Annotated in this window: 14 protein-coding genes and 1 tRNA gene; 7 read left to right on the forward strand and 8 right to left on the reverse strand. The window is 51.7% G+C overall.

Features of this window, described 5'->3' with window-relative positions; all coding sequences use genetic code 11:
• Nucleotides 1–113 precede the first annotated feature (113 nt).
• The 3 genes from V7676_RS03155 to V7676_RS03165 are packed head-to-tail and all read left to right on the forward strand — an operon-like array spanning nucleotide 114 to nucleotide 3,705.
• A complete protein-coding gene (locus V7676_RS03155; RefSeq protein WP_335658203.1) occupies nucleotides 114–1,388 on the forward strand; it encodes a 3-methyl-2-oxobutanoate dehydrogenase (2-methylpropanoyl-transferring) subunit alpha in 1,275 nt (424 codons plus the stop codon).
• Entirely contained in the window at nucleotides 1,385–2,398 is a 1,014-nt protein-coding gene (locus tag V7676_RS03160; RefSeq protein WP_335658892.1) for an alpha-ketoacid dehydrogenase subunit beta, read from the forward strand. Before V7676_RS03155 ends, V7676_RS03160 begins: the two co-directional genes overlap by 4 nt.
• Entirely contained in the window at nucleotides 2,395–3,705 is a 1,311-nt protein-coding gene (locus tag V7676_RS03165) for a dihydrolipoamide acetyltransferase family protein (RefSeq protein ID WP_335658204.1), read from the forward strand. Before V7676_RS03160 ends, V7676_RS03165 begins: the two co-directional genes overlap by 4 nt.
• A 30-nt stretch (nucleotides 3,706–3,735) precedes the next feature.
• Here the strand turns inward: V7676_RS03165 and V7676_RS03170 are convergent, their stop codons facing one another.
• From V7676_RS03170 to V7676_RS03185, 4 genes are all read right to left on the reverse strand, one after another.
• Nucleotides 3,736–8,835 carry a hypothetical protein gene (locus V7676_RS03170; protein ID WP_335658205.1) on the reverse strand — a complete coding sequence of 1,700 codons (5,100 nt, stop codon included), beginning with the start codon at nucleotides 8,833–8,835 and terminating at the stop codon, nucleotides 3,736–3,738.
• A 61-nt stretch (nucleotides 8,836–8,896) separates the two neighbouring features.
• On the reverse strand, nucleotides 8,897–9,952 hold the full coding sequence (locus tag V7676_RS03175) for a hypothetical protein (protein ID WP_335658206.1): 1,056 nt from the start codon (nucleotides 9,950–9,952) through the stop codon (nucleotides 8,897–8,899).
• Between the two features lie 66 nt (nucleotides 9,953–10,018).
• Nucleotides 10,019–10,495, reverse strand: coding sequence for a hypothetical protein (locus tag V7676_RS03180; RefSeq protein ID WP_335658207.1), 477 nt, complete (start codon nucleotides 10,493–10,495; stop codon nucleotides 10,019–10,021).
• Between the two features lie 10 nt (nucleotides 10,496–10,505).
• Nucleotides 10,506–11,513 (reverse strand): hypothetical protein, encoded by a 1,008-nt coding sequence (locus V7676_RS03185; protein ID WP_335658208.1) that lies wholly within the window; start codon nucleotides 11,511–11,513, stop codon nucleotides 10,506–10,508.
• A 422-nt stretch (nucleotides 11,514–11,935) separates the two neighbouring features.
• On the opposite strand from V7676_RS03185, the gene V7676_RS03190 reads away from it, so the two are divergent.
• A tRNA-Asp gene (locus tag V7676_RS03190) sits at nucleotides 11,936–12,012 on the forward strand.
• Nucleotides 12,013–12,055: 43 nt separating this feature from the next.
• Here the strand turns inward: V7676_RS03190 and V7676_RS03195 are convergent.
• The 4 genes from V7676_RS03195 to V7676_RS03210 all read right to left on the reverse strand — a co-directional run bounded on the left by V7676_RS03195 (nucleotide 12,056) and on the right by V7676_RS03210 (nucleotide 13,657).
• On the reverse strand, nucleotides 12,056–12,307 hold the full coding sequence (locus V7676_RS03195) for a DUF2842 domain-containing protein (RefSeq protein WP_335658209.1): 252 nt from the start codon (nucleotides 12,305–12,307) through the stop codon (nucleotides 12,056–12,058).
• Nucleotides 12,304–12,888: a 5-formyltetrahydrofolate cyclo-ligase gene (locus V7676_RS03200; protein ID WP_335658210.1), complete on the reverse strand. Its 585-nt coding sequence runs from the start codon at nucleotides 12,886–12,888 to the stop codon at nucleotides 12,304–12,306. The genes V7676_RS03195 and V7676_RS03200 overlap by 4 nt, the downstream gene beginning before the upstream one ends.
• Before the next feature lie 210 nt (nucleotides 12,889–13,098).
• Nucleotides 13,099–13,464, reverse strand: coding sequence for a cell division protein ZapA (locus V7676_RS03205; RefSeq protein WP_335658211.1), 366 nt, complete (start codon nucleotides 13,462–13,464; stop codon nucleotides 13,099–13,101).
• 1 nt (nucleotide 13,465) lies between these two features.
• Complete coding sequence (locus tag V7676_RS03210; RefSeq protein ID WP_335658212.1) at nucleotides 13,466–13,657, reverse strand: hypothetical protein; 192 nt, start codon at nucleotides 13,655–13,657, stop codon at nucleotides 13,466–13,468.
• 197 nt (nucleotides 13,658–13,854) lie between these two features.
• Here V7676_RS03210 and tkt point away from each other — a divergent pair, with 197 nt between their 5' ends.
• From tkt to V7676_RS03225, 3 genes are read left to right on the forward strand one after another with little or no spacing between them, the layout of a single operon-like run.
• On the forward strand, nucleotides 13,855–15,834 hold the full coding sequence (tkt, locus tag V7676_RS03215) for a transketolase (protein WP_335658213.1): 1,980 nt from the start codon (nucleotides 13,855–13,857) through the stop codon (nucleotides 15,832–15,834).
• Between the two features lie 36 nt (nucleotides 15,835–15,870).
• Nucleotides 15,871–16,875, forward strand: a complete 1,005-nt coding sequence (gene gap / locus V7676_RS03220) for a type I glyceraldehyde-3-phosphate dehydrogenase (RefSeq protein WP_335658214.1) — start codon at nucleotides 15,871–15,873, stop codon at nucleotides 16,873–16,875.
• Between the two features lie 18 nt (nucleotides 16,876–16,893).
• A complete protein-coding gene (locus tag V7676_RS03225; protein ID WP_335658215.1) occupies nucleotides 16,894–18,084 on the forward strand; it encodes a phosphoglycerate kinase in 1,191 nt (396 codons plus the stop codon).
• Nucleotides 18,085–18,109 lie beyond the last annotated feature (25 nt).

Genomic DNA, 18,109 nt, shown 5'->3' on the forward strand with positions numbered 1-18,109 from the left:
TTTATTTGTAAGCATAGGACAGAGGTATTGACCTTTATGGACAGTTGAAATAATATAACAAATAATTGAAATAAATCTAAGCTGTAGCGTTGCAGCCGAACAGGAGAATTTGGATGGCTGATGACAATAGCAAAATCAATTTGCCGCCATTGTCTTTGCATATTCCCGAGCCGAAATTTCGGCCGGGTGATCCGGTCGATTATAGCGATGTAATCATTCCCAAAGCAGGCGACCAGTTGCGCCCTGATACAAGTTGCGCTCCGGACGATATGCGCGAAATGGTCTATGACATGATCCGCGTGTTGGATGATGACCATAAATCTGTTGGACCTTGGGATCCTAAATTATCTGACGATAGTTTATTGAAAATGCTGAAGACCATGGCGCAGGTTCGGGCTTTTGATGACCGGCTTCACCGAATGCAGCGGCAGGGTAAAACCAGCTTCTATATGAAATGCACTGGCGAAGAGGCGACATCGGTTGCTGCTGCAATGGCGTTACACAGCGACGATATGTGCTTCCCGAGCTATAGGCAGCAGGGCATCTTGTTTGTACGCGGCTATCCCATGGTGGATATGATCAACCAGATTTTCTCTAACCGGGAAGACAAGTTGAAAGGCCGCCAGCTGCCCATCATGTATTGTTCGCGCGAACATGGATTTTTCTCGATCTCGGGCAATTTGGCAACTCAGTATCCGCAAGCGGTTGGCTGGGCGATGGCCAGCGCGGCCAAGGGAGATACAAGGATCGCCGCGACTTGGTGTGGTGAAGGTTCAACGGCAGAGGGAGATTTCCATAGCGCGATGACCTTTGCGACTGTTTATAATGCGCCCATCATAATGAATATAGTGAACAATCAATGGGCAATCTCTTCCTTCTCAGGCTTTGCCGGTGCGGAACGAACGACTTTTGCGGCGCGTGCGGCTGGCTATGGTATCGCTGGATTGCGCGTTGATGGTAATGACCCTCTAGCCGTTTATGCAGCAACCCAATGGGCTGCGGAGCGGGCGAGAACGAATAACGGGCCTACGTTGATTGAGCATTTTACCTATCGCGCAGAAGCGCATAGCACTTCCGACGATCCAGGTGCCTACCGCAGCGCGCAAGAGCGAGAAGAATGGCCATTGGGGGACCCGATTAATCGGCTGATGCACCATCTGATTCAGCGCGGAATCTGGAGCAAGGAGCAGCATGAGGCACTCGACAAAGAGTGCATCGAAGCCGTGAAGATTGCGACTAAGGAAGCCGAGAAAAACGGCATCCTAGGCCATGGCCTGCATCAGCCGTTTGAAACGATGTTCCAGGACGTGTTTGAAGAAATGCCGTGGCACTTGAAAGAGCAGAGCGAACAGGCGAACAGAGAACGGGAAATCAAATGGCCGTCATGAACATGATAGAGGCCATTAACAGTGGCCTGGACAATATGATGGCGCGCGACGACAATGTCGTCGTCATGGGTGAGGATGTCGGCTATTTCGGCGGCGTATTTCGCGCGACGGCTGGTCTTCAGGAGAAGCATGGCAAAACGCGTTGTTTTGACACCCCGATTAGCGAATGCGGGATTATCGGCGTGGCTGTCGGTATGGCGGCTTATGGCATGCGGCCCGTGCCTGAGATTCAGTTTGCTGATTATATCTATCCGGGCCTTGATCAGTTGGTCTCCGAAGCAGCGCGCTTGCGCTATCGGTCTGCTGCTGAGTTCACCAGCGCGATTACCGTGCGGTCACCCTTTGGCGGCGGTATCTTTGGCGGTCAGACACATAGTCAGTCGCCAGAAAGCATGTTTACGCATGTTTGTGGTTTGAAGACGGTCATTCCGTCAACGCCATATGATGCGAAGGGCCTCTTAATTTCTGCGATTGAAGATAATGATCCGGTGATGTTCTTTGAACCTAAGCGGATATATAACGGCCCGTTTACTGGCTATTATGACAAGCCGGTGGAGCCGTGGTCGAAGTTTGAAGCGTCCCAAGTTCCCGAAGATTATTATAAGATACCTCTGGGCAAAGCGAACATCGTCCGCGCCGGTGAAGCGGTGACCATATTGACCTATGGAACAATGGTGCACGTCGCCAATGCGGTTGTCGAAGCGCATGGGGTGGACGCAGAAGTTATAGATTTGCGTACGCTCGTCCCGTTGGATATCGAGACGATTGAAGAGTCGGTCAAAAAGACCGGGCGCTGCATGATTATTCATGAAGCCACGCGGACTAGTGGTTTTGGTGCAGAGCTATCGGCTTTGGTTCAGGAGCGCTGCTTCTATCATCTGGAAGCACCGATAGAGCGCGTTACTGGTTTTGATACGCCTTACCCCCATTCCCTCGAATGGGCTTACTTCCCGGGACCGGTTCGGATTGGTGAGGCTTTGGATAAGATAGTCGGAGAACTGACGTCATGAGCATTTATACTTTCAACCTCCCAGACATTGGTGAAGGCATTGCAGAAGCAGAGATTGTTGCCTGGCATGTGAAGGTAGGTGACCGGGTTGAAGAAGATGACCGGATTGCCGATATGATGACGGATAAAGCGACCGTGGAGATGGAAGCGCCGGTATCGGGGACGGTGGTTGCGGTTGCTGGTGAAGAGGGAGACATCATCGCCATTGGTTCGATGCTGGTTCAGATAGAGTCTGAAGTTGACGAAGGTGCCGTGGAAAGCGAAGAAACACAAAGCGAGATAGCAGCGATTGACGGCAGTCATGACGCCTTGACGTCAAGTCAAGTAATTGATAATAAACAAAATATTGAAATTGAATCAGATTTTCCAGCGTCCGCGCCAGAAACCCCTGAAGCAGCGCCTAAGCCACCGAAAACTGACGTCATGGCGGCGGATTTTAAGCCATCGACAAAGGTTCTTGCAACCCCCGCCGTGCGTAAACGCGCCGCTGATCTGGGCGTCGACCTTAGCTTGGTAAAAGCGCAGGGAGATCATATCCGGCATAGCGATCTCGACACCTATTTAAACTATGGCAGCGGGCAGGGATATCGTCCCTCAGGCGTCTCTCAGAAGCGGGATGACGAGACGATAAAGGTCATCGGCATGCGCCGTAAAATCGCACAAAATATGGCAGAATCGAAACGCCATATTCCGCATTTTTCCTATGTCGATGAAATTGATATGACGGCGCTTGAAGACATGCGGGCAGACCTGAATGCCAATCGCGGTGACCGGCCAAAGCTGACCATGTTGCCGTTAATGATCGTCGCGATCTGCAAATCCTTGCCGCAATATCCGATGTTAAACGCCACCTATGATGACGAAGCAGGCCTTGTGACACGTTATGGCGCCGTGCATCTGGGAATGGCCACACAGACCGATCAAGGGCTTATGGTGCCCGTTATACGGGATGCTCAGGACAAGAATATATGGCAGTTGGCAGCGGATATCGGTCGTTTATCGGCCGCTGCACGCGATGGCAGTGCCAAGGCAGAGGAATTGTCCGGTTCTACGCTGACATTGACGTCTCTGGGGCCTTTGGGCGGTATCGCGACCACACCCGTGATCCAACGCCCGCAGGTCGCCATTATTGGCCCCAACAAGATCGTCGAACGCCCCATGATCATCGACGGCGAGATTCAAGCGCGCAAGCTTATGAATCTGTCGATCTCGTGTGATCACAGGGTCGTGGATGGCTATGATGCCGCCAGTTATGTGCAAGCGCTCAGGCATTTGCTTGAGACACCTGTTTTATTATTCGCTGACTAAAAGGCAGCGAATTTTAAACCAACCAACCCTTTAAAGTCCCAAACTTCCAAGAGTTTGCTGGTCGAATTTCAGGCGGAAGGTGATGAAGGGCCCATCTCTGGTATAGCGGCTTTCTTCAAAGTCGCGGTCTTCAAAACCCACCACATTATAACCGAGCGAGATATAGCCGTTTTTAAACGGTGTGATCCCGACACTCGGTCCCCCGCTATAGGCAATGGTATCAAAATCAGTGCCTATGCGCGCGGTCGCCTGTCCGCCGATATCAATGGTATCGGAAAGATCGAACTTGACGTCCGCCCCGATAACATTGCTCCAGCCTTCGACATCATCTGCACCAAATTTATCGAAAACATAGCGGCTTCCCCAAAAGAAGCTATATTCTCCGGACTCAGTGAAAATTCCGTCATCCACGTCAATCGGCGTATAATTGACGCTTAAACTGTTGATAATTCTACGGGAAGTTACGTCTCCGTTTACGAGCAGCGGCGCGCCGCCAATCGGTCCGGATGTGCCCGCTGTTGCATTGCGGATTTTATCTTCACGAAACTCGAGTTTTTCAAGCCAGGACCAACGGCTATCTATTGGGCGATGGGCCCAGCTGGCTTCCGCTTCGATGACTTGCGTGCTGGTTCCGGTTTCATCTTCTGCGTGGAAGATGCTGCCCAATGCTCCCAAAGCGCTGCCTTCGCCGATTTGTTTCAATACGGCAGAGGTAAAACCATAACGCTCACTGAGATCACCATCACGATATTCTGCGCGGGATACCCAGCTCCAGTCATCATCGCGATAGGTTGCGCCAGCGGTGACCGCGACGAAATCTTCCGTCAACGAGCCATCATTGCCAAGGAAACCGCCCGACGCGACAGGTTGTTCATCATTAATCACATCGCTGCGATCAAAACCGCCCAAGGTTTCATTGCCGTCGAGCGAGAAATCGATTGTCCACTTGTCGTCCAGCGGAATGCTCTGCGTCAGGCCGTAAGCGGCAAAGGTGCGCGGACCATATTCGGTAATTTCCTGTTGATTGGCGCTAACCACGGCGCGGGCTCCATCCCACGGCGCGACATCAACACCAATACGGGCAGTGCGCGCATCAATATTCTCGCCATCGGCAATTTCATAGGTACCCACCAATTTAACGTCATTGGTTATAGCATAGCGTGCCGTAAAGGTATGACGGGCAGGGAAATCAATGCTTTCATCCTGTCCGCCGAGCGCGAATTCGGTTTGTGCGTCCAGTTCCAACTTGCCGTCGAACAATTTTTGTGTGGCGCCAAGGCGGGCCAAAGTGGAACGATTGACGCTACCGTCAGACAATTTGTCTTCAGCGTGAACAATGCCTGCGCGCAGGACCGTATCATCGTTACGATATTCGACTTCTGCGGTACCGGCCCGCCGACGGGCAGAGGAGGTCAGGAAATTTTCCTGATAGCCGCTGGCGGATAGCGATAGCTTGTCGCTGATACGAACCCGCGTATCGATGCCGAATTTGCGGGTGCCGCTTTCCGAAGCGTTAAGCTGGCCCAAGCCAAAACCTGCCGTCTGTTCGCGCACATAGGCGAGTATATCGAATTGAGAGCCATGATGTTCTGCTTCGACTAGCCATGCTGTGGCGCTACCGCTCGAACTAGGCGTGCCATCCAATATATCGGCCAGTTTTTCTTCATTGTCGGTTGAAGCCATTTCGGCGCGAAATTCTGTATTAAGATTAGGGCGATAGCGCACGTCGACGCCTACCAAATCGCTTTTAACGCTTTCGTCTTCATCATGAATCGCAGTTGCGCCGATTTTGAATTTTTGATCTTTCGATTGATAGGTCATCCGTCCACCAGCGTTTAAATCACGGCCACCAATACCCAAAACTTCATATTCAGCGATGATAAATTGCGGATCAAGGCCACTGCTGCGGCTCAAAACAGGTTCGCGGAAACGCACAGTACCAGCGAGATAATCGATATCATAATCGATATGACGGGTTAATTCACGGCGCTCGATAATCCGGTCAGAACGTAATCTATCTCTTGTTTCCAAGGTGATATGCTCGCTATTTGCGATAATATCTCGGGTAGAAAGGGCATAAGGACCCGATAAACCATTGCCTTGTATCTCCTCACGCCGGAAACGGTTGGCGGCGTCGGCACCAAATGCCAATGCACTAACTTGATCGTTGCGATATTCGGCTTTGACGCCATTAAACGCACGCTGATAACGGGCCAGTTCCGGTTCGTTAATGCCGGTCTCATAATCGCCAAATAACGCGTAAAATTGCGGACGTTCAAGCTTCAGATACAGACGGCGCACCGAAGCGGCATCGTAACGCTGTTCCGAACGATCAGCATAAACCGTATAATAGCGGCGCGGATCGATAATACCTGCAAAGCGGGTTTCATCTTCTTGCTTGTCCGTGTCATAGGCCAGCGTCATCAGCCATTTGCCGGTGACACGGCCTTTTGCATACAGCGCAACACGGCCATCGACATTGATATTATCATCATCGTCAACCAGATCTTCGAGCCGTTCATCAAGCGTGTTAAAACCCACGGTTCCGGCTGCAAAGCCGACGACTGTCCATGGACGATTACCCGGATCAAGCCATGTTTCGATGCGCTGTTCGCGCGATACTTCGCCGTCCTGGAAGGGGAAGGTAATGCTAACAGAGCCGGAAGCCGTTGTCGGTGCCAATTCAATATAGGCAATACCTTCGTCGCCCTCTACGCGCCACACAGGAGCACCGCGTTCCAGACCGGAAAGCTGGTTGGCCTGTTGTGCATCAACCTCAATGGCCGGCGTATAGGGGGCAGGAACGCTGAAATCACCTACCAGACCATGATGGGCAGGCTTGCCGTCGCGATCTGTCAGCCGCACGGCGATAACGGGCCGTGTAACGCCATCGGCTATCAAGACAGATTTGTCTTTAAGCAGCTCGGCGTGCAGCGGACTGGCGGAATAATGGACTTCACGGGTGAGTTTTTCAACCAGCTTGCCATTTTCTGTCAACACACGGGCCGTAAGTATGTTTTTCCGGTTCTCAATTTCCAGACCGCGCCAAACGCTAATCTGAACTTCGCCATTTGCACTTTTCTTGGTTCCGTCAAAGGCGAAGGCGTTTACCGGCTTGCCATTGACAGAAAGCTCGACTTTCTGATCGGGGTGATGTTTGATTGCAACGCGCAGCGCCTTGACCCGCGGATTATAATCTTCCGCGGGAAACACCCATGCAATGCCGGGGGCTTGATCCGCGAGCCAATTGCGTTCTGCACCTGCGGCTTCAGGATCGGAGAGTATTTCCGGCTTTTGATAGGTCTCAATGGCTTGAATTTCACGTGCAGCCACTTTGTGAGCGCGGAAATCTGCACGTTTCAAGGCACCACCGCGGCCTTCGACGAAGCGCGAAATGTCGCTGCCAGCGGCGCGCGTATTTTTTGCGCAGTCTATCGGTGCCATATCGGCAGGGAAGGTTGACGGGTCGACCTGAACAACGTGCAGGCCTGGCTTCATGCCTTCAAAATGATAGCGGCCATCCCTATCCGTGACGGTATAGGTTCCGTCCTGTAACATGACCCGAATTCCGCCAATTCCTTGCGCTTTATTCGGGTCTACGGTGCATCCACCATCGGTTATGCGGCCGATGATCGTAAATCTTTCGGAAATTCCGTCACGTTCGATACGAACGGGGGCACTGGTGACTAAGCTTTCTGCGCCGCGATTGTCGCGTGCTTGCGCGGTGTTAATTGCATCGCCAGGCTGGGCATCTTGTCGTATTTCCGCCAAATAGGTCAGCAATCCGCTGCTAGCGGGGGCAAGGGCAGGTACATTGACCGCGAAATTCTGACCATTGGGCTGGACAATCGGCGTTACGAGTGCGCCATTATAGCGAACAGTATCGACGCGCAGGCGCATCGCATTCGGCAGTTGGTCCTCGATTGTAATGGCGCCGGTGGTGCGAACTGCGTCGCTATTCTGGACAGTAACCCGATACTGGATAGCATCACCTAGCACGGCAACTGCGGTAGATGCAGTCTTTGTAATGACTATCGGTACGCCGGGCCGGTCCATAGGCACATCTACACGAACAGGGGACGGGTCGCTTAGCGTGATGATACCGCCGTAGGAGCCATCCACGATTGTGAATGGCCGTCCGTCGGTTCGCAGGAAAGCTGACAATTCAGCGGGAGTGGCGGCTGATGGTGCTGTGTAGGGGATTGGAGGCTCGATCAATAACCTGTATCGGCCGGGGCGAGCGAAGGGGAATCTGTAAAAGCCTTCTGCAAAATCATATATATTTCCGCCGCTGTCGGTGACGGTTCCGCCGGAAATGATGGTGCTGGGGAACACAGAAACACCGTCATCACCGAAAACGTCCGCTGGTTGGCCGGTCGCGTTATCTATCAACGTGACCCGTGTCCCCGATATTGGTTTCCCATCACCGCTGTCAAAGGTTTCACCAAAGGGATCAATTAAAATCCCGATCGCAACTGTCCCGAGTGCATTACCGCTCACTTCGTCAATATCGACGTTAAGTTGATCGCCAGGTCGCACAGACAGAACGCAATCGTTCCGGACCGGTGCTGGCGGTATTGCTGCGGTATTGATCATGCCGACAAAACGGCCGCTATTCACTGCAGTTTCAACGATATTGATGACCTCACTGTCGCCAGATGGCGTCTTGAGAACAATATCGAAACTATCGATAGCAGCAGTATTTACGTTCTTGTTTGGGGCAAGAACGGACACAATTAGCGGTTCGCCGGCGCGAATTTTGCTGGTTTGGGCAACAGCAGCCGGGCTGGTATTAATCCCGGCAAAAACACCTCTGAGCTCTACGGGGATATTACCGCCGGAGCCTCTACAGATTGTGCCGGGAAGAGAAAGCTGTTCTGCACCGGGCGGATCATCGAAACGGTACATAGTGATTTCAGGCGGCACAATCGGGGGGGCTACAACCTGAATATCGACGCGATTGGAAGGTTTTTGCAGGCGTTGATCGCCAATATCCCACTCCGCCTGAGCAACGTTGCTGATCAGGGGGAATGTTTGCGCATGTGCGGGCACCATAGAGGCAGACGCGACTAACGCGCCTGCAGCGATTAATGGCCCCAAGGGCTTAAAGAACGTGGTTAATCCCATCATTGGAAAAAGGGCGGGCGGTTAACCAATAGATACTGGTTAACCGCCATATACCCTATTTTTCCTAGTCTACCGTTACACGGAAGATCAGGGCACGGGCCGAATTGGCCGCGATGTCTGACAATGTGCCGCTGACGATTGGATCGCTGAACGCGCCGCCAGCCGAACCGCCGGTACAGGTCTGCGATGCACCCGGGCTGGTGACTGTGCCGTCAACCCGGATGGAACCGGTGCTGAAAGTCACACCGCCAGCAGCCGTGTCAGCCGGCAATGTATCTGAAATAGCAACGCTGGTAGCTGTTGCTGAGCCAGCCGCGTTGGCAACCGAGATGCAATATTCTACGATAGCGCCTGGAATTGCTTTAGGATTGGACGCTCCGTTGATTGGATCGCTAACCACGCGACTGCTTTTAAACACGGAAATGTCAGCCGCTGCGACGGTGTAGTCATCGCCAGCCGCTTCGGTTGCATTTGCGCCGGTATCAGCAAATACGGTTTCAACCGTAGTTGCACCATTTGCAGTGCCGTTGTTATTGGTCAGTGCAGCGCCAAGTGTTGCAGCAGCATTATCTTCACGCGCAACCGCCGTTAAAACAACGCCGGATACATCCCCAGTGGCGCGGCCGGCGGCAACGTTACCAAGAATATATACCGTTTTGTTAGCATCGGCTGCAAGCGCATTTATGAATGTCGCGGTGTCTTCAGCTGGCTGATAACCGGGCGTAGCGCCTGATTCAACGAACACCTGAAGGCCCGATACATCAAAATTATCGGTACCGCCATTGGTGGCAGGACCTTGGGTTGCCGCAAGACTGAAGTCCAGCGATGCGTTTGATGTGTTGGTGACGACAAAGGTGGTAATCGCGCCATTTTGGCCCGGCGAAACATTGGTTGTTGCCGTATCCGAGGCGGCTACCGTCAAGTTAATCTTTCTATCGACTACGAACGTGTCTGAACCCGTTGCTGCGGTTTGCGTGACGCCTCCAACTTGGAAGCTGACATTCACATTATTCGTAATCCCGGTGCCTGAAGTGGTTCCTGCAGCAAATGCTGGGTTTGCACCCAATATTGCGGCGGTAACAACGCCTGTGGCAACGAGAAGCTTCAGTTTACTGGTCATTACTGGTCTCCTGGTATGCTATTTGTGGATCACCCTACCCCCGCGGCGATCCGATACGGTTTGCGGTCATTTTACTTTCCCGCGAAATACAAGCTTCCCTTCAGAACCCACCGAAAGAGAGCGACTAAATTTCCATCTGATATGCGTGACATCGCTCATCAGGGCAGGGCCAACCTCTCCATTTGAGCGCGTATATGTAAGAGCCGTAAGCGGCCCCCAGTTTTTGCCTCCATCTACAGAGACAATTTCAGTGCCATCGGACGTTCCATTAAACGTCACCGCTTTGGGGAGCGGATTGGTGACAGAAAAATCAGTTGCTGGCGCATGGCCAACATTTTTATATTTTACGATAAAGACAAGGTTGTCGCCCGGCGTCACCGTCGTTGGTTGTTCAAGCATGATGGCGGTTTTGCCGTCCGGTTTTTCAACTTTTCGCTCAACAAAAACATCGCTGGACAGCGCAACATTATTGGCGGCCATTGCCATGGTCGGAGCGACAAGCGCGACTATTATGGATAGGTTCTTTAAGATACTGATTTTCATGAATTATTCCTCAATCAATCGTTACTTGGAATGTGATGGTGCGGCTTTGGCCACCTGACACAGAGCCAAGCGCTACTGCGATCTTGCTGCCGTCAAAGGCCCCGGTGTCAGTGTCAGCCTCATCGGTAAGCGCAGATCCCTCCAATGTGATGCTTTGGTCGACATAGGTGGCGTCAGTGGGAATATTGTCAGCTATGACCAAATTGGTCAGCGTTCCGGAACCTTTGGCGGTTGCAACCAGTTGGTAGGTAATGGTTGCGCCTGGAACAGGCTGCGCGCCGCCAAATTGATCGACTACAATAGCATTTTTTACCAAAGAGACGTCGGCGGCCTGGATGATGAAAAAGCCGCTATCTTCTGCATTTGCACCAGTTGAGCCGACGACCGCGTCACCGCCGCCATCTCCTTGGCCGACAATTACGTCGCCAGCGTTTCCGCTGCCGGTATTTGCGACGGCTGATAATGCCACCTCGGCGCGCTCGGCATCATTGGCGGTGTCCGGGATCGTAGAGAGAATGAAAATAGTAACACTGACATCAGGAGCCAAAACAGGATCATTTGCGCCGGCTGTATATACGGTATCGACGCCGGGATCATAAACGCCATTGCCATCATCGATTATGATTTGTTCGAATGTCGCATCAAAATCATCACCAGTTTTGCTGGTATCGGCGGTTAAAGTGAATGATTCGGTGCCGTTACCGGTGTTGGTCACTTGATAGGTTAGGACTTGCGACGTTGCACTTGGAGAAGCGCTTACGTCTCCCGGATTACCGGAAACAACGCTTACGTCCAAAAGTTCGTCGACCTTGATCGTGACTGGATTCGAGTCAACGGTGATGGGACCGCTCGGGCCATCATATGAGGCCTGAGCAATATTGACGATATCCGTGCCGGCCAATGTCCCGGCTGCATGTGCGGCGGGCACGTCCATTGCGAAGGAACAGGTTCCTGCGAGAAGCGCTATGGCGCCGCCCACACGAACATGATTCGCAATGACATTTCCGATCGTTAACATGCTGGTCCCCAATGAATTCTTGGGTTTTCTATGCATGAGAAAGGAAAATATTTCGTAAATATGGCGTCAAAAACTCGGTGACGCCATCGTCAATAAAAGTCCCTGAAAACTGCGGTATATTATGAAATTTAACCGACTTTTAAGAGTTATGTTAAGATCTTTTTAACCGTAACAAAATGTAACATCGTCAAATGTCCAATGTATATTCATCCGAAACGGTTGTTTCCGTCGTCAGTCTTTTATCTGGATTAAATATGTCAAATTGACGTCAAATCGATTATTCTGGCATCGGTTTTGACCCAAGCCGATCGGCACCAAAAAAATTTTCTTTGCATCTTTGCAAGAGTGTTGTTGACAGTCAGGCAGAGCTCTTATACTTGCGCTTCTCCACTGCATATCCCGGCGAACATGCCGGTGCATAAGCGGGTGTAGCTCAGTTGGTTAGAGCGCCGGCCTGTCACGCCGGAGGTCGCGAGTTCAAGTCTCGTCACTCGCGCCATTTCCCTTAAAAAGGGAAGTGGCGATTTAGGAACGGAATTTTCTTAAGAACGGAATTTCCCAGTATTCATCCATATAAGCAGCGGTTTGATGGGGAATATCCAAACTATCCCTGCAAATATATAGATCGGCAATTGCAACCAGAAGTTCAGGTTGCTTATCCAGTCCATCATGCTGACAACAATCCCGCACCAAAGCAGAATCAAAGCCATGATAAGGATCATCCCAAATGGCTGACGCCAGCTGGGTGCGGTCGGTGGGTTATGGGGAGCTTTATCGTCTGGGCCTACTGTCATGATGTCATATCAACTCTTTGAATTATTTCAGATTCAGTGACTATCATGTGCAAAAACATATCGTGGGGTTGTCGCGGAACGGAATCGGTCTCCTGCACGGACCAGGCAAGGCCTATCCGCAATGCATCCGGATATTTTGCGAAGGTTCGGTCATAATGACCGCCGCCTTGTCCGAGGCGACCCATTGACCGATCAAAGGCAATCAGCGGGGTGATGATCAGATCGGGTGTAACTGCAGGGCAATCCGTATTGGGTTCGGCTATATTCCGATAGCCAGCCTCAAGCAGGTCGATGTTATCAACCCTGCGGAATTCTAGTGGCGAATCCCCCATAAAGGCTGGAAATGCCAATGTTTTTCCGGTTTCCGTAAGATATTCTGCCAGTCTGGCAGTGGGAGCTTCTGAACCTGTTGCGCTATAAAGGGCGATGACTTCGCTTTGTGCAATCAGCTTTGCTAAAGGGGAAGGGGGGCGCCGGAAAGCTAAACCGCGTGTGGCCATATCCAATTGGCTGTGGAATGCATCTCGCCGCCGCCGAAATTCTTTACGCAATTTCTGCTTTTTATCTGATAAGTTATTCAAAGAAATGTCTTTCTTGAAAAAGTGACGGGACCACCTAGGTCGTTTGCCGGAAAATCCTCTGACGCCTATTACGTCAGGTGGGCGCCATATGCGTCGGACCCGACTTCAAAAAAGTCCGCAATCCGGGCAGGGACAGCTCCCTATGTTGTTATATCGCCTCAGGGATGTTCGCTTCAAGCTCGTATCAGGCAGTACCCGTCACAATACTATCTAGGGACGATTGTCACTGTGCTCAAGGCTATTTGCAAAAGCTTCTGCACGATCCGCTAGCTTTTCAAGGGCCAAAATTACCCGTTCATCTTCTACATCAGCGGATTTCTGCGGCTTACCGGTCGCTGGGATGGCTGCTTGAGGCGCTGGCTCATTGGGGGGTGTATTTTTCATGCCATGCAGTTCGTCGGCTAGCAGGAGTGACGTAAACAGCAACATGCGGCTTTCTGTCAATCCAGCAGGATCGCCGGCTTCTCTGGTCTTTGTATCAACTATCGCGCCGAGCTTGCCCAGATGCTCTTCTTCCCCGTCCTGACAGGTCACCAAGAATGATCGGCCGCCAATTTCCAGTTTTACCTGTGCCATATTAGCGCTCCTGCCGGGCAATCAGCCCGTCGATAGTATGAATGGCCTGTTTCATTTCGTCTTTCAACGCTGCATGCCGCTTTTGCATCGCAGCGTCAGCCACTTGGTTGGAAGAGGTTTCTTTAGCGGTTTCTATGCGACTCAGCGCCCGTTCGATACGGCCGATCGCAAGGATCACACGTTCGTTTTCCATGACTTGGTTCCGACATATAAGTTATTGTGTTTCATTGGTAACAATCTTGGGCCGCCTCGTAAACAGGATATCGTTGCACCTCGGCCTTGACGATACGGAGCTAGGCTATCAAAGGGTGTGTCAAAATGGCGAATCGGTAGATTTCCTTAGTCCATCGTCATCATAACCTGATCACTGCTGGGGGATCTGAGAATATCATGACCGTTTCCGAAAAAAATTCTGAAAAAAATATGGCAAATGCCATCCGTGCGTTGTCGATGGACGCAGTACAAGCTGCCAATAGCGGCCATCCAGGCATGCCCATGGGGATGGCGGACGTTGCAACCGTGTTGTTTAGAGACTTCCTGAAATTTGATCCCAAAGCGCCGAAATGGGCGGATCGTGACCGTTTCGTCCTTTCTGCGGGGCATGGATCAATGCTTATCTATTCCTTGTTGCACCTGACCGGATATGAGCGTCCGACGCTTCAGGATATCAAGGATTTCAGGCAATTATCATCGCCTTGTGCCGGTCACCCGGAAAATTTCAAATTGGAAGGCGTTGAGGCGACTACCGGTCCATTGGGACAGGGTTTTGCTATGGCCGTCGGTATGGCGATCGCAGAGCGGCACTTAAACGCCCAATTTGGCGACGATCTGGTGGACCATAAAACCTGGGTTATTGCTGGAGATGGCTGCCTGATGGAAGCGATCAACCACGAAGCGGTTGGTTTAGGCGGGCATTTGGGCCTTGGTCGTCTGAACGTGTTGTGGGATGATAACGGTATTACTATTGATGGCAGCACAGACTTATCTACTAGCGAGGATATTCCCGCACGCTACCGCGCTTCTGGTTGGCATGTCGTTTCCTGTGATGGACATGATTTTGATGATATCCGCACAGCTCTGAAAGAAGCAGAAGCCGATCCGCGGCCTTCATTAGTCGCCTGTAAAACTATTATTGGCTACGGCGCGCCGACAAAACAGGGTACTTCCGCTACCCATGGTGCACCGCTTGGTGATGAAGAGATTGCAGGCACACGCGCAGCATTAGGCTGGGATTATGAGCCATTTGTTGTTCCTGATGATGTGCGAGCCGATTGGTTGCAATTGGGTGAAAAGGGAGCTGCCGCCCATAAAGCTTGGAATACTCGCCTTAACGGACATAGCGATAAGGTGGAATTTGAACGGCGGATGTCGGGAGCTTTGCCGGATGGAAATGCTATGCAGGTCTATCTGGAAGGCTTGGCTAAAGATCCTCCCAAGGTCGCAACTCGCAAGGCTTCCGAAATGGCATTGGGCGCGATTACCGCCGCTTTGCCTGAAATGGTTGGTGGTAGCGCCGATTTAACAGGTTCAAACAATACCAAAACAGATTCCACTAAGCCTCTGACTAAAGACGATTATTCTGGGCGCTATATCTATTACGGTATTCGTGAATTTGGTATGGCGGCCGCGATGAATGGTATGGCGCTGCATGGCGGCATCATTCCTTACGGTGGAACATTTCTGGTCTTTACCGACTATTGCCGCGGTGCCATGCGGCTTTCGGCTATCCAGAATTCGCGCGCTATCTATGTTATGACCCATGACAGTATTGGATTGGGTGAAGATGGACCAACTCATCAACCGATCGAGCATATTCAAAGCCTTCGTCTGATGCCGAACATGCATGTTTTCCGGCCTGCTGATGCTATTGAGACAGCCGAGTGTTGGGCGCTTGCACTGAAGCGTTCGGACGGGCCCTCAACCCTAGCATTGACGCGTCAGAGCTTGCGGCCGTTCCGCCATGACGTCAGCGTAAACCTTTGTGAAAAAGGCGCTTATTCGGTTAAATCGGCAGAAAACGGTCAACGGGTTGTTCTAGTTGCCACAGGTTCTGAAGTGTCGCTGGCAATGGATGTCGCGATACAGCTTGAGGCAAAGGGCATTGGGGCGGACGTCGTTTCTATGCCATGCACCGAGCTGTTCGATGCGCAATCAAATGATTATAAATCCGGACTTCTGGGCGGGGATGATATATTGCGGGTGTCCATCGAAGCTGGAACGACATTCGGTTGGGAGCGCTATACGGGCCTAAACGGCCTGCGCTTTGGTATAGACAGTTTTGGCGCATCAGCGCCGATTGACGACCTTTTTGAGCATTTTGGTCTGACTGCAGATGCAATTACGCCGCAGATAATGGCAAAATTAGGCTGAAAACAGGTAAAATTAGAATTCAAAGGAGCAATATTTATGACAAAAGTAGCAATTAACGGATTTGGCCGCATCGGCCGCTTGGTCGCCCGCGCCATTATGGAGCGTCCGGACTGCGGTCTTGAGCTGGTAGCCATTAATGATCTTGCGGATGCTGATGCCAACGCGCTTTTGTTCAAATATGATAGTGTTCACGGCCGTTTCCCCGGCGAAGTCACTGCGGATGGCGACAGCATTTCTGTCAACGGCCACAAAATTGCTGTAACATCAGAGCGTAATCCTGGCGATTTGCCGCATCGCGAGATGGGCATTGATATTGTTTTGGAATGCACCGGATTTTTCCAATCAAAGGAAGCCGCGCAGCCGCATATTGATGCTGGCGCGAAACGCGTTCTGATCTCGGCTCCTGCCAAAAATGTTGATCAAACGGTCGTCTATGGCGTGAACCATGACGTATTGACGTCATCAGATATCATTGTTTCTAATGCATCTTGTACCACAAACTGCCTTGCGCCGGTTGCTAAGGTACTGAACGACACCGTGGGCATCGAGCGCGGTTTCATGACCACAATTCACAGCTATACCAATGACCAGCGCATGCTGGATCAGATGCATAGCGATATGCGCCGCGCCCGTGCCGGTGCGGTTAACATGATTCCGACGACAACTGGCGCTGCCCGTGCAGTTGGGTTGGTATTACCAGAACTAAATGGTAAGCTTGATGGATCTTCGGTTCGCGTGCCGACGCCAAATGTCAGCCTCGTCGATTTGGTCATCACACCAAGCCGCGATACCACCGTAGAAGAAATCAACAATGCTCTCAAAGCCGCCGCAGACGGGCCAATGAAGGGCGTTCTGGTGTTTGAAGACAAACCACTTGTATCCAGTGATTTCAATCATCAACCGGCCAGCTCCTCCGTGGATAGTCTGGAAACGACGGTGATGGACGGCAAGTTGGTCCGCGTGGTTAGCTGGTATGACAATGAATGGGGCTTTTCCAACCGGATGATTGATACCGCCGGTGTAATGGCAGGCTTTCTCTAAACAGAAAGGTTCTGAGCAATGGCTGGTAATAGCTTTAAAACACTAGATGATATTGAGAATATCACAGGAAAATGCGGTTTTGTCCGGGTAGACCTGAATGTTCCGATGTCAGACGGCAAGGTTACTGACGATACAAGGCTGAAAGCGGTTATTCCAACCGTGACTGAATTGGCCGCTCGCGGCGCCAAAGTGCTGTTGCTGGCTCATTTTGGGCGACCAAAGGGTAAGGTGGATATGAAATATTCGCTGGAGCCCGTGGTTGCGCCGTTGGCCGCAGTTTTGGGCCGTGAAGTCGGCTTCATGCAACGACTCAGCCGTGACGCCATTGATGCTTTGCCAAATGGTAGCATAGTCGTCTTGGAAAATAGCCGTTTTGCGGCGGGTGAGGAAGCTAATGATCCGGAGATGGCCAAAGCAATAGCCTCCTTTGGTGACTTTTACGTCAATGATGCGTTTTCTGCTGCCCACCGCGCGCATGTCACAACCGTTGGTTTGGCCGAATTCTTACCAGCCTTTGCCGGTCGTTCGATGGAGCGGGAGCTTAGTGCGCTGAACAAAGCGCTCGGTGACCCGGAACATCCTGTGGTTGCCGTTGTTGGCGGGGCGAAAGTTTCTAGCAAGCTGGACGTTTTGCGGCAAATGGTCGAGAAAGTCGATCATCTGATCATCGGCGGCGGTATGGCGAATACATTCCTGGCCGCGCGCGGCGTCAATGTCGGCAAATCGCTTTGCGAACATGACCTGACCGATACCGCTAATGAAATATTGGAAGCGGCGGATAAAGCCGATTGCACGGTACATCTACCTTATGATGTCGTTGTATCGAAAGAATTTGCACCCAATCCGCCGACCCGGACAGTGAATGTGCATGAGGTTGCGGCCGATGAAATGATCCTGGACATCGGCCCTGCGGCGGTCGAAGCTCTGTCCGATGTACTGAAAACCTGCAAAACTTTGGTATGGAACGGTCCCTTGGGTGCATTTGAAACTCCGCCTTTTGATAGGGCGACTGTCGCTTTGGCAAAAACGGCGGCGGCTCTGACCAAGGAAGGTTCGTTGCTGTCTGTAGCTGGCGGCGGTGATACGGTTGCCGCGCTTAATCACGCTGGTGTAGCGGATGACTTCACCTTTGTTTCGACTGCGGGCGGCGCCTTTCTTGAATGGATGGAAGGCAAAGAACTGCCCGGCGTTGCCGCGCTGCAAAAATAGACAAAACTCTGTTAACGAAAAATCG

The organism is Parasphingorhabdus sp. (genome assembly GCF_036963805.1).
Lineage (GTDB): Bacteria > Pseudomonadota > Alphaproteobacteria > Sphingomonadales > Sphingomonadaceae > Parasphingorhabdus.

What these genes read in the sequence shown, in the direction of transcription:
- V7676_RS03155 (WP_335658203.1), top strand. Translation starts at nt 114, where the DNA reads ATGGCTGATGACAATAGCAAAATCAATTTGCCGCCATTGTCTTTGCAT.
- V7676_RS03160 (WP_335658892.1), top strand. Translation starts at nt 1,385, where the DNA reads ATGAACATGATAGAGGCCATTAACAGTGGCCTGGACAATATGATGGCG.
- V7676_RS03165 (WP_335658204.1), top strand. Translation starts at nt 2,395, where the DNA reads ATGAGCATTTATACTTTCAACCTCCCAGACATTGGTGAAGGCATTGCA.
- V7676_RS03170 (WP_335658205.1), bottom strand. Translation starts at nt 8,835, where the DNA reads ATGATGGGATTAACCACGTTCTTTAAGCCCTTGGGGCCATTAATCGCT.
- V7676_RS03175 (WP_335658206.1), bottom strand. Translation starts at nt 9,952, where the DNA reads ATGACCAGTAAACTGAAGCTTCTCGTTGCCACAGGCGTTGTTACCGCC.
- V7676_RS03180 (WP_335658207.1), bottom strand. Translation starts at nt 10,495, where the DNA reads ATGAAAATCAGTATCTTAAAGAACCTATCCATAATAGTCGCGCTTGTC.
- V7676_RS03185 (WP_335658208.1), bottom strand. Translation starts at nt 11,513, where the DNA reads ATGTTAACGATCGGAAATGTCATTGCGAATCATGTTCGTGTGGGCGGC.
- V7676_RS03195 (WP_335658209.1), bottom strand. Translation starts at nt 12,307, where the DNA reads ATGACAGTAGGCCCAGACGATAAAGCTCCCCATAACCCACCGACCGCA.
- V7676_RS03205 (WP_335658211.1), bottom strand. Translation starts at nt 13,464, where the DNA reads ATGGCACAGGTAAAACTGGAAATTGGCGGCCGATCATTCTTGGTGACC.
- V7676_RS03210 (WP_335658212.1), bottom strand. Translation starts at nt 13,657, where the DNA reads ATGGAAAACGAACGTGTGATCCTTGCGATCGGCCGTATCGAACGGGCG.
- tkt (WP_335658213.1), top strand. Translation starts at nt 13,855, where the DNA reads ATGACCGTTTCCGAAAAAAATTCTGAAAAAAATATGGCAAATGCCATC.
- gap (WP_335658214.1), top strand. Translation starts at nt 15,871, where the DNA reads ATGACAAAAGTAGCAATTAACGGATTTGGCCGCATCGGCCGCTTGGTC.
- V7676_RS03225 (WP_335658215.1), top strand. Translation starts at nt 16,894, where the DNA reads ATGGCTGGTAATAGCTTTAAAACACTAGATGATATTGAGAATATCACA.